Annotated in this window: 3 protein-coding genes; all 3 read left to right on the forward strand. The window is 65.5% G+C overall.

What is annotated here, in order from left to right:
• Positions 1–194: 194 nt before the first annotated feature.
• The 3 genes from AC1RCO_RS02265 to bsrA all read left to right on the forward strand — a co-directional run bounded on the left by AC1RCO_RS02265 (position 195) and on the right by bsrA (position 12,767).
• Positions 195–11,294 (forward strand): two-partner secretion domain-containing protein, encoded by an 11,100-nt coding sequence (locus AC1RCO_RS02265; protein ID WP_492617327.1) that lies wholly within the window; start codon positions 195–197, stop codon positions 11,292–11,294.
• On the forward strand, positions 11,291–11,770 hold the full coding sequence (locus tag AC1RCO_RS02270) for a hypothetical protein (RefSeq protein ID WP_227454146.1): 480 nt from the start codon (positions 11,291–11,293) through the stop codon (positions 11,768–11,770). Before AC1RCO_RS02265 ends, AC1RCO_RS02270 begins: the two co-directional genes overlap by 4 nt.
• 85 nt (positions 11,771–11,855) lie before the next feature.
• Positions 11,856–12,767, forward strand: a complete 912-nt coding sequence (gene bsrA / locus AC1RCO_RS02275) for a LysR family transcriptional regulator BsrA (protein ID WP_011061963.1) — start codon at positions 11,856–11,858, stop codon at positions 12,765–12,767.
• The last annotated feature ends 105 nt before the right edge of the window (positions 12,768–12,872 follow it).

Raw genomic sequence — 12,872 nt, forward strand, 5'->3', positions numbered from 1 at the left:
TGGCTATTTAGTATTTTGATATTGAATTGATATCATTTCTGCTCGCACTCTGCTTCTTTCTGGTTCCGTTTTGCCTGTCAGGCATCGAGGGGCTGCCAGTTCGACCCTGCTTGCCGAAATCAATTTTTCCTCGCCATGGGCCTTCAGGATGAAGGCTCCAGGGGCTTGTGCTCCTGCATTGCTAAGAGACTGACATGGACGTTCGCCACTTCACCTTCCTGGCCCAGCAACCCTCTGCTGTCCTGCAATCCCGTGATTCGTTCTGCGGCTTGTCCAAGCGCAGCCTGGCGTTCGTCCTGGCCAACATGATGTTCTGGCAGCCCGTGGTGGCGATGGCCGACGGCATCGTGGTCAACGGCAGCGGTACAACACTGGGTCAGGCCGGCAATGGCGTGCCCATCGTCAACATTGCCACGCCCAATGGCAGCGGCCTGTCGCACAACAAGTTCAGCGACTACAACGTCGGCCAGCAGGGGGTGATCCTCAACAACGCCACCGGCCGTACCCAGGAAACCCAGCTCGGCGGGATCATCCTCGGCAACCCCAACCTGGGCGGCCGCGCGGCCAATGTGATCCTCAACGAGGTCAACGGCGGCAGCCCCAGCCAGCTCAAGGGCTACACCGAAGTGGCCGGGCAGTCGGCCCATGTCATTGTCGCCAACCCCTATGGCGTGAGCTGCAACGGCTGCGGCTTCATCAACACCCCGAAAGCCACCCTGACCACCGGCAAGCCGGTGATCGAGAACGGCCAGGTCCAGCGTTACCAGGTGGACCAGGGCAGCGTCGCCATCGAGGGTGCGGGCCTCAACGCGAGCAATATCGACCAGTTCGAAATCATCACCCGCAGCGCCAAGATCAACGCCGAGATCCAGGCCAGGCACCTGGCGGTGATCGCCGGGGCCAACGACGTCGACGCCAAGACCTTGAACGCCACGGCCCGCACCGCCAACCCGGTGGATGCACCGCAACTGGCCATCGACTCATCAGCCCTGGGCGGTATGTACGCCGGGGCGATCAAACTGGTGGGCACCGAGGCCGGGGTCGGGGTGAAGCTCGACGGCAAGCTGATCGCCAGTGGCGGTGATATCCAACTGGATGCCAACGGCCAGTTGCGCATGGCGGACGCCACTGCCGAGAAGGGCGCGGTGGCGATCAAGGCCGGCAGTCTGGAGGCCCAGGGCGCGGTCTATGCCGGCAGCGAACTCAAGGTACAGACCCGGGGCGACCTGAGCAGCCAGAAAACCCTCGCCGCCCGCGACAGCATCCAGCTGGACAGCGGTGGCCAACTGAGCAACCAGGGCATCATCGAAGCCGGGGTCAATGCCGATAACTCTCGCAACGCCAACGGCGATATCAGCCTCAACGCCCGGGATCTCGACAACCGCGGCAAGAGCATTGTCGCCAGCCGCGACCTGACCCTGAACACGGCCCAGACCCTGGACAACCGGGGCGGGACCCTCAGTGGCCAGCATCAGGTGAAGGTCAGCGCCGGCACTCTGGACAACCAGAACCAGGGCCGGGTCCTGAGCAGCGACAGCCTGGAACTGCAGGCCACCCAGGTGCTGAACCACAATGCCCTGATCACCAGCGACGGCCAACTCAAGGCCGAGATCGGCCACCTGGGCAATCGCCACGGCGAGCTCAGCAGCCTGAGCCAGGTTCGCCTGCAACTGGCGGCGCTGGACAACGTCGCCGGGCTGGTGATGGCCGGTGAAACCCTGGATATCAACGCCAGCGGGGCCATCGACAACCGTGGCGGTGCCCTGGGGGCGGAGCGCTTGCTGAAGGTGCAGGCCGCATCCCTGGACAACAGCAAGGCCGGTAACCTGCGCAGCGAGGAGCGCCTGGAGGTCCAGGTCGCCGGGCGTCTCGACAACCAGGACAGGGGCTTGATTCAGGCTAACCAGGCCATGGAAGTACAGGCCGGGCAACTGGACAACCGCAAGGGCAGGATTTCCGGCAGCGACACCCTGGTGGTGCGCGGCGAGAGTGCGGACAACCGCGGTGGGGTGATACGTGCCGATCAGGCCCTGGGCCTGCACAGTCGTGACGTGGATAACCGCGACAAGGGCCGCCTGGAAAGCCGGACCGCCGTCACCGTCGAAGGCAACCGCCTGGACAACAGCGGTGGCCTGCTCAGCGCCACTTCAACCCTGACGCTGAACAGCGGCGAGGTGCTCAACCACGCTGGCCGCATCGCCAGCAAAGGCGAACTCCATGCCCAGGTGGACAGCCTTGCCCAGCATGGCGGCGAGCTGGTGGCCGAAGGCGTTCTGCATCTGCAGGGCCAGTCCCTGGATAACCGGGACCAGGGCCTGGTGGCCTCCCTCAAGGCCCTGACCCTGGACGTCGTCGAGGTGGATAACCGTGGTGGTGCACTGTCGGGCCAGGGGGAAGTGCAGGTCAACGGCCAGGGGCTGAACAACAGTGATGGCGGCAAGGTCCTGGCGGACCAGCGCCTGCTGCTCCAGGTGGCCCGGGTCATCAACCAGAACCAGGGGCTGTTGTTCAGCAAGCAAGGGCTGACCCTGAGTGGCGACAGCCTGGACAACAGCGGCGGCCAGCTGGTGAGCCAGAAGCCGTTGCTGCTGACCCTGAGCGCAGCCCTGGACAACCAGCGCGGCCTGATCAGCGGCGAAGACCTGCTGACCCTCAAGGTTGGCAGCCTGGACAACCGCGGCGGACGCCTGACCGGTGCCCGGGCCCTGAGCCTCGACAGCCGCGGGGCGCTGCTCAACCAGGGCGGCTCGATCGTCGCCGAGCAGGGGCTGACCCTGGACAGCACCAGCCTGAACAACAGCGACAAGGGCGTGATCAGCGCCAAGGCCGATGCCCGCCTGGGCACCGGCGCTTTCGACAACAGCCAGGGCGGCAGCCTGACCAGTGCCGGGCAGTTGACCCTGACCACTGCCCAACTGACCAACAACCAGGGCCGGATCGGCAGCGACCAGGCCCTCAATGCCAGCATCACTGGTCTGCAGCAGCAGGGCGGCGAGCTGTTCAGCAACGCCGACCTGACCTTGGACCTGAACCATGGCCTGCTGGACAACCAGGGCGGCAACCTGCACACCCCGGGGCAGTTGTTGTTGCGCAACCTCGACCGGGTGGACAACCGCAGCGGTGAAATCTCCGGGGCCAAGGCCTTCAGCCTCAACGCCCGGGAACTGGACAACGGTGCCGGCAAGCTCCTGAGCAATCAGGCCCTGACCCTGCGCATCGAGCAGGCCCTGGCCAACGTCAAGGGGCTGATCTCGGCTGCAGCCATCGACAGCCGCAGCGCCAGTCTGGACAACCGCGACGGCCAGTTGCACAGCCGTGGCGACAGCCAACTGCAGGTCAGCGGGCACGCCGACAACCAGGGCGCAATACTGCTGGCCGAAGGGCAGATGACCCTCAAGGCCGCCAGCCTGGACAACCGCCAGGAGGGGCTGGTGGGCGCCACCCGCGCCCTGGACCTGCAGGTCGGGCGACTGGATAACCGCGGCGGTGAAGTGTCGAGCCGGCAGATCGACCTGAGCGGCGAGCGCCTGGACAACAGTGACCAGGGCCGCCTGCTGGCCAGTGGTGACCTGACCCTGAAGGTGGCCCGGGTGCTCAACCAGAACCTGGGCCTGATTTCCGCGGACCAGGGCCTGAGCCTCAGCGGCATCGGCCTGGACAACCGGGGCGGGCAACTGGTGGGGGCCCAGCGCCTGGACCTGGAACTGGGTGAAGACCTCGACAACCGCAAAGGCCGGATCAGCAGCGAAGGCCGCCTGGCGACCCAGGCCCGCAACCTGAACAACGACCGGGGCAGCCTGTCCAGTGGTGGTGCCTTGCAGGTCAGCGCCGGGCAGGCCCTGAGCAACCAGGGCGGCAAGTTGTTGAGCGACGCGGGCCTGACCCTGGCCAGTGCCCGGCTGGACAACCAGCAGCAGGGCATCATCAGCGCCAAGGGCCGGCTGTCACTCACTACCGGAGCGCTGGACAACAGCCAGGGCGGCAACCTCAACAGCGGTGATGAACTGAGCCTGAACGCTGCCCAGGTCAACAACGAGCAGGGCAGCATCGGCAGCGCCAAGGCCCTGACGGCCTCGGTCACCGGGTTGCAGCAGCAGGGCGGCAAGCTGTTCAGCAAGAGCCGCCTGAGCCTGGACCTGAACCATGGCACCCTGAACAACCAGGGCGGCCTGATCAATGCCCCCGGTGTGCTACTGCTGAGCAACCTCGGCGCGGTGGACAACCGTCAGGGGGAAATCTCCAGCCAGCAGGCTTTCGAACTGGCCGCCCGCAGCCTGGACAACAGCGCCGGGCAGTTGCTCAGCAACCAGGCCCTGACCTTGCGCATCGAGGGCGCGCTGACCGCGCTCAAGGGCAAGATCGCCGCCGCCGCGTTGCAGATCGATGCCGCTAGCCTGGACCACAGCGGCTCGCTGCTCAGCGACGGCGAACTGGACCTGCGGGTCACTGGCCCGTTGCGCAACCAGGGCCTGATCCAGGCCGCCGGGCCGCTGCAGATCAGCGCCAACGGCCTGGACAACCAGGGTGGGCGCCTGCTCGGCGGCACCCGTGTGGGCATCGACCTGGGGGCCCAAGGCTCGGACCTGGACAACCGCCAGGGCCTGATCAACACCCAGGGCGTGCTGAGCATTGCCGGGCTGCGGGACCTGCAGAACCAGGCCGGGGAAATCTCCAGCACCCAGGGCTTCAACCTGGCCGGGCGCAGCCTGGACAACAGTGGCGGCAAGCTGATCAGCCACCAGCAGCTTGGGGTCGAGGCCGTGAACCTGGGCAACCAGCAGGGCCTGATATCCGGCTGGCAGGGGCTCAAGGTCAGCGGCGGCAGCCTGGACAACCGCCAGCAAGGTACCTTGTCGAGCCTGCTGGGGGATCTGAATATCGACCTCAGCGGCGCCTTGCTCAACAGTGCGCAAGGCGGGCTGGCCAGCCAGGGTCAGCTGACCCTCAAGGCCGCGAGCCTGGACAACAGCGACAAGGGCATCGTCACCAGCAAGGGCGAGCAGCAACTGATCCTTGGCAGTGGAGGTTTGAACAACGCCCGGGGCGGGCTGATTGAAAGCAGCGCCAGCCTCGACATTGGCGCCGGCGACCTGGACAACCAGGGCGGCCGCCTCAGCGCCGTGGGCGGCCTGAACTTCACCGGCAATAGCCTGAACAACCAGGGTGGCAACCTGCGCGGTGAAGGCGCGGTGACCCTCGATCTTCTGGGTGCCCTGGTCAACACCCAGGGCAAGCTGGCCGCCAGCGGCCCGCTGCTGCTCAAGCGTTCCAGCCGCATCGACAACCAGGACGGGCAGTTGGTCAGCCAGAACCTGATGACTCTGTTCAGCAACAGCCTGGACAACAGTAACCGCGGCACCCTGGCTGCCAACGGTGCGCTGCAGGTCAACGTCAGTGGCGAGGTGCGCAACCAGAATGACGGCCTGATCTACAGCCGCGACGCCGGCCTGAGCCTGAGCGCCGGCAGCCTGAACAATGCCAAGGGCGCGATCCAGAGCGCCAAGGCCCAGACCCTGGCAGCGACCGGGGGCATCGATAACCAGGGCGGCAAGCTGATTGCCGAGGATGGAGACCTGGACATTCAAGGCGCCAGCCTGGATAACCGCGCGGGTGTACTGTCCAGCCTCAAGGGGCTGTTCCAGGCCCGGATATCGGGGGTGCTGAACAACCATGGCGGGCAGGCCGAGGCCCAGCGCCTGGATCTGCAAGCCCTGGCCGGTTTCGACAACGGCGCCGGACGCATGGCGGCCAAGGGTGGCGACTTGCTGCTCAATGCCGGCAGCGCCGGGGTGGATAACAGCCAGGGCGGGCTGTATGCCAGCGGGCGGGTCAAGGCCAGCGGCAATCAGCTCGACAACAGCACCGGGCAGATCAACGGCCAGCACATCGACCTGGATTTCAACGGTTCCCTGGTCAACCAGGGCGGCCTGATTGAAAGCCGCGAGAGCCTGGCGCTGCGCGGCGCCAGCCTGGACAACCAGGGCGGCAAACTGCGGGCCCTGGCCCCTGGCGGCAAGACCGACCTGCAGATCGGCGGGCTGTTCGACAACCGCAACGGCCTGCTGGAATCCGCCAACACCGACCTGACCCTGGCGGCGTCGGGTTTCCTCAATCAGGGTGGCAGCCTGCTGCACCTGGGCGAAGGCAACTTCGATATCGCCACCGGCAACGTGATCAATGCCGGCGGCAGCCTGGTCACCCGGGGCGGGCTGACGCTGACCGCCGACAGCTGGACCAACAGTAGCGTGATCCAGGCCGGGCGCCTGAACCTCGACGTCAACCACTTCAGCCAGACCGCCGCTGGCCAGTTGCTGGCCAGCCAGCACTTGCAGGCCCGGGGTGGCAACTGGAACAACGACGGGCTGCTGGCCAGCGATGGCAGCCTGGACCTGCAGATCGGCGGCACCTATTCCGGTAATGGCCGGGTATCCAGCCTGGGCACCCTTGGCTTTGGCGCGGCCCAGCTCAACCTTGGCGCCGCGGGCAGCATCGCCGGTGGCGGCGGTACCCAGGTCACGGTCGCCGGGCAACTGAACAACGCCGGGCGCCTGACCTCCAACGCCGGACTCTCGGTGAATGCCGGCGGCGTGCTCAACACCGGCACCCTGGGCGCCGCCCAGGGCCTGAACCTGACCACCCCGACCCTGGTCAACGACCACGGTTTCGTATTCAGCGGCCAGAACGCCGGCTTCAACGTCAATACCCTGACCAACAGCTATGGCGAGTTCTACAGCCTGGGCGGCCTGACTGTGGCCGGCATGGCGGCAGGCACCTCGGCCCAAAACCTGAGAAACATCTCCGGCAACATCCAGAGTGGCGGCGATATCAATATCGCTGCACTGGATCTGGTCAACGACCGGGAAAAATACGAAGCCAGCCAGCAGATCACCGATGGCCGCATGACCATCCGCTGCGTCCAGCACTGCGGCGGTGGCGCCAGTTGGGTCCGGGGGCCGGTGTTTATCTACCGGACGGTGGAAGGCGTGGTGACCAGCGACTCGCCGCAGTCGACCCTGAACGCGGGGGGCAACCTGACGGTCAACAGCACCAGTTTCCTCAACCGCTACAGCACCGTGTCGGCAGGCAATGACCTGAGCATCACCAGCGGCACCATCACCAACCAGGCCTCCCTGGTGGCGTCCGGTTCTTCCGGCTATGAAGTCGGCGCCGGGGTCAAGATCAATCGCGGGCTGTTCTTCCAGCTGGCCCGTGACGTGCAGGCCTATGACCGGGCGCACCCGCAGGGCAGTGCCTTCAACCAGGAGGACTTCGCCGCCCTGGTGGCCAAGTTCAACCCGGGGATCTTCTATGGCATCGACCGGCCGGTAGAGACCTCGACCCTGAGCTCTTCGGCGGCGCCGGCCATCATCCAGGCCGGTGGCAAGGCCCGGCTCACGGCAGCCAACGACATCAGCAATATCAGCGTGGTCAAGAATGCCATCGCCGTGGGCGGTAGCACCCGCGACACGGCGGTGGGCGCCTCCAGCAAGCCGCTGATGGTAGTGCTCCACTCCCAGCTACCGCCGGACCTGGCGCAGCAGCAGGTCAACCCCCTGAGTCTGCCCAACTTCAGCCTGCCATCCGGGCAGAACGGCCTGTTCCGCCTGAGCGGCCAGGGCGGCGCAGCGCAGCCCTCGGCCCCGGCGCAGAGCTGGAGCATGGGCGGCGCCAGCCTGGAACTGAGCACTCGCCAGGCCGGTCCGGAGCCGGTCCAGCCCCGGGAACTGAGCAACCGGCCGCTGCCGCAAGTGGCCCTGGGCGCTCGCGACCTGAACCTGGTTGATCACCAGGCCACGGGCATCGATGGCCGCGCAGCGACGGTGCAGGTGAACGCCGTGGCCGGGGATTCGCCGGGGGGCGTGCTGCTGCCCACGGGCAGTGCTGGCAACCAGAGCGTCAACCGCGTCCAGGGCCTGCCGGACAGCAGTGTGCGCAGCAATCCGCACAAGTACCTGATCGAGACCAACCCGCTGCTCACCGACCTCAAGCAGTTCATGGGTTCGGACTATCTGCTGTCGAAACTGGGCTACGACCCGGACCAGAGCGCCAAGCGCCTGGGTGATGGTTTTTACGAGCAGCGCCTGATCCAGCAAGCGGTCACGGCCCGTACCGGCCAGCGTTTCCTCGATGGCCAGAATAGCGATGAGGGCATGTTCAAGTACCTGATGAACAACGCCATCGCCAGCAAGGATTCGCTCAACCTGGCAGTGGGCGTGACCCTGACCTCCCAGCAGGTGGCGGCCCTGACCCACGACATCGTCTGGCTCGAAGAGCAGGAGGTGAACGGCGAGAAGGTGCTGGTGCCAGTGCTGTACCTGGCCAACGCCAACAACCGCCTGGCGCCCAATGGCGCGCTGGTCCAGGGCCGCGACGTGACCCTGATCGCCGGCAAGGACCTGGTCAACTCCGGGACCTTGCGCGCCAGTGAGAACCTCAGTGCCACGGCGGGGACTGACCTGATCAACGGTGGCCTGATCGAGGCGGGCAATCGCCTGAACCTGCTGGCCGGGGACAACGTGGTCAACCAGTCCGGCGGTATTATCGCCGGGCGTGACGTGACGGTCCGCGCCCTGGCCGGGGACGTGATCAACGAGCGCAGCATCACCACCTTCCAGAGCAACCCTGGCTCCACTACCCAGCGCCTGGACTACGCCGACAACGCCGGGCGGATCGAGGCCCGCAACGACCTGAATGTCGGTGCCGGTCGCGATATCAATAACATCGGCGGGGTGCTGAGCAGTGGCGGCGACACGACCCTGATCGCTGCGCGCGACGTCAACCTGGTATCGGCCCAGGAGCACGACAAGCTCACCCGCGACCGCTACCTCAACGAAAGCATCACCCAGCACGGTTCAAGCGTCAGCGTCGGAAGGGATCTGGCGGTCAGCGCCGGACGCGACCTGACGGCAGTCGCCAGCCAGATCGAGGCCAAGCGCAACATCGCCATGGATGCGGCGGGTGACCTGACCCTGGCCTCGGCGGCGGATGAGCAGCACAGCTACTCCAAGACCAAGAAGGTCACCCGCCAGGAAGACCATGTCAGCCAGATCGGCACCTCGCTGACCGCCGGCGCCGATGTGGTCCTCAGTGCCGGCAAGGACCTGAGCCTGATCTCCAGCCGTATCAGCGCCGGCAACGAAGCCTACCTGGTGGCCGGTGACAACCTGGAGTTGCTGGCGGCCCAGGACAGCGACTACTCGCTGTACGACATGAAGAAGAAGGGCAGTTGGGGCCGCAAGAAGACCCGCCGTGACGAGGTGACCCAGGTCACCAACATCGGCAGCGAGATCACGACTGGCGGCGACCTGACCCTCAAGAGCGGCGGCGACCAGAAATACCAGGTGGCCAAGCTGGAAAGCGCCAAGGACCTGACCCTGGACAGTGGCGGCGCGATCACCTTCGAGGGGGTCAAGGACCTGCACGACGAAAGCCACACCAAGAGCAACAACAATGCCTTCTGGAATTCCTCCAAAGGCCGCGGCAACACCGATGAAACCCTGCGCCAGAGCAGCCTGGTGGCCGGCGGCAGCCTGACTATCAAGGCCGTGGAAGGCTTGAAGATCGACATCAAGCACATTGACCAGAAGAGCGTCAGCCAGGCCATCGACGCCATGGTCCAGGCCGACCCGCAACTGGCCTGGCTGAAACAGGCCGAGGCCCGTGGCGATGTGGACTGGCGCCAGGTCAAGGAGATCCACGAGTCCTTCAAGTACAACAACTCGGGCCTGGGCCCGGCAGCGCAGTTGATCATCGCCATCGCCCTGGCGGCGGTGATGGGGCCGATGATGGCCGGGATGAACACCATGCTCCAGGCAGTGGCGGTGAACGTCGCCACCAAGGCCACGGTCAGCACCATCGACAACCGCGGCAACCTGGGCAAGGTCCTCAAGGACGTGACCTCCAAGGAGAGCATCAAGGGCTACACAGTGGCCGCAGCCACCGCCGGAGTGGCCCAGGGGTTGAACTACAACCCGAGCGCCATGGGCCTGGATGCCAAGAGCCTGCAGACCGTGGCGGTCAAGGTCACGGCCGATGCCCTGATCAAGACTGCGGTCTATGGCGGCAGCTTCAAGGACAACCTGGCCAGCGCCGCTGCCGGCACCGCGGCGAGCATTGGCGGGGCCTATGGTGCCGGCAAGATCGGCGACCTGGGCCTGACCGAAGGCGGCCTGGCGAAAATCGCTCTGCATGCCGGGCTTGGCGGCCTGTTGTCTGAAGCCATGGGCGGTGATTTTCGCACCGGCGCCATCGCCGGTGGTGCCAACGAGTTGCTGGTGGGGGTGCTGGGGGACAAGCTGCTGCCGGACAACCTGATCCCCGGCTCGCCGGAGTACATCCAGGCCCAGGCCAACCTGATGGCCCTGTCGCAGATTGTCGGCGTACTCGGCGCGTCGGCGTCCGGTGGTGACATGAGCATCGCCTCGGCGGTGGCGGCCAATGGCACTCAGTACAACTACCTGACGCACCAGGCCTTCGATGAGGTGGGCAACTGCCTGTCGGGACGTACCTGCTCTACCGATGAGCAGAAGAAGGCTGCGGTGGCCAAGGCCGAGAAACTCAGCGAGTGGCTGGACTCGGAAATGCGCAGCCTCTGCGACAAGGCGCCGACCAGCGACAGTTGCCGCGCGGCGGTCAATGCCTCGATCAAGTACGTGGCCATGAAGGATGCCTGGAACATCATGAACAAGGATGTGACCCGTTCCTCGAAGAACACCTTCGACTATCTCTACAACACCGAAGGGGCTGCCGGGCGCCTGGTGACCTACTTGAACACCATCGACAACCGGGCCAATTTCTTTGGTGCCAGCCATGTCTACGAGCAGAACATGGGGATTGGTGCCAAGTGGTTCGGTGGGGCGGAAGAGGTGTCCAGGGCCGGTTGGACCGGCCTGGGAGCCGACGATAACCTCTCGTACATAACCTTTGGTGTCGGCCGGCTGATGGCGCCGGTCTATGACTGGCGCAAGGCAGCCGGGGATGCGCTGATCACCGGTGGCTTCGAGAACTTCAAGAACCTCTACAACAAGGCCACCAGCGATCCGGTCGCCTGGGACATCAAGCAATTGAAAGGCGAACAGACTATCCTGCAGCCGATTCATGAGCAGTACATGGGCGACCGGAGTGCATTCACCTGGCTTTCCGGGCTGGTGACCGATACGTCGATCATGCCCGAGATAATGATCGGTGATCGAAAAGGAATGGATGGCGGCGTGGATATTCTGGATTACAAGTCCCGGGTGGAGTTTGGCTGCAAATTGCTGGGCTACTCCAAGAGCCAGGGCTGTGCGCCATGAGTGCGGCGGCTTACCCGCGACGCCGGGTGTTCATGGCGTTTTTCTTCTGCCCGCTGGTGTTGGGGCTGGTGTTCGGCGCCTTCAAGTTCGTCACGCTGCTGGCCCACCTGGCCAGCAACCCGCGATTGCTGGGGGAGGTGCGGGGGGGCGAGTTGCTGCTGATGCCGGTGCTTGCACCGCTGGTGGCCCAGGTGGCGTTTCTGCTGCCGTTCCTGGTCTTCGCCCTGGGGGTGACGCTGATGAAGGTCTACCACAGCCCGCGCGCCTGTGCGGTGCTGGCCCTGGTGGGCGCAAGCGTGGCCAGCCTATGGGCGCTGATCTTCATCGCCCTGGTGGTCCATGGCGTGAAGAAGGCACAGTTCGCCGACTACCAGGTGGAGATGCTGGTGCTATTCGTGGCTGCCTGCCTGACCTGCTGGCTGGCGGCGCGCCTTTTCCTGCCCGAGAGCAATGCTGGTCCAGGGGTTGCTGACTGACCCCTTGCTCCGGCTGCCGTTATTGACAGCCGGGGCTGGCGCCGCGAATTATCCAGCCCCTGGATAATTTCAATGGGCATTATTCATGAAGCTCAATGTGCAGCGCCTGGACCTCAACCTGTTGCGGGTGTTCGACGCCTTGATGCAGGAGCAGAACCTGTCCCGGGCCGCGGTACGCCTGAACCTCAGCCAACCGGCGGTGAGCAATGCCCTGGCGCGCCTGCGCCGGCACCTGGACGAGCCGCTGTTCATTCGCACCGCCCGCGGCATGCAACCCACCTCCCGGGCCCTGAGCCTGCATGTGGCCGTGCGCCAGGCCCTGCACCTGTTGCAGCAGGGCCTCGATCCTGCTGCGGCGTTCGAGCCGGCGGCGGCCCAGCAACTGTTCACCTTGTCGATGAACGATTACGCCCAGGCGCGCCTGCTGCCGGCTCTGTCCCGACGCCTGCAGCAGGTAGCGCCCGGGGTCCGGCTGGCGGTGCGCAGCGACAGCGCCGACGCCATCGCCGCCTGGCTCGGTGCCGGGATGCTCGACCTGGCGGTGGACTACCTGTATTTCGACAGCCCGGACCTGTGCTACCAGCCGCTGCTTGAGGAGCAACTGGTGGTGATCGGCCGTCGCGACCATCCGGCCTTTGCCCCGGAACTGAGCCTGGAGGCCTACCAGGCTTGCCTGCACGTGGCGATTCCCGATCGGGGTGGGCGCGGCTCGCCCCTGGAAATCGTTCTCGGCTCGGCCAAGGTCCAGCGCCAGGTGCAGGTGTTCGTGCCCAACTACCTGAGCATTCCGCTGATCGTTGCCCAGTCCGACCTGCTGGGCACCGTGCCACGCTACCTGGCGGAGCATTTCTGCGCCTTGCTGCCGATCCGCATCGCCAGCCTGCCGCTGCTGGCGGCGCCGGTGCAGGTCAGCCTGATCTGGCATCGCCAGCAGCAACAGGCGCCGGGCCTGCAATGGTTGCGCAGGGAGATTGCGGCCATTGCCAGTGCTCCATAGTCGCCATGCACTCCTGGTAAACGGGGCGCTGCCCAGGAGGGGCCGGCCTCGGTCGACCAGCTCTGGCCCTGTAGTTTCTTGAGAAAATGCCAAGTCTCAGAAATT

The organism is Pseudomonas sp. GW823-FHT03E05 (assembly GCF_058796855.1).

What these genes read in the sequence shown, in the direction of transcription:
- AC1RCO_RS02265 (WP_492617327.1), top strand. Translation starts at nt 195, where the DNA reads ATGGACGTTCGCCACTTCACCTTCCTGGCCCAGCAACCCTCTGCTGTC.
- AC1RCO_RS02270 (WP_227454146.1), top strand. Translation starts at nt 11,291, where the DNA reads ATGAGTGCGGCGGCTTACCCGCGACGCCGGGTGTTCATGGCGTTTTTC.
- bsrA (WP_011061963.1), top strand. Translation starts at nt 11,856, where the DNA reads ATGAAGCTCAATGTGCAGCGCCTGGACCTCAACCTGTTGCGGGTGTTC.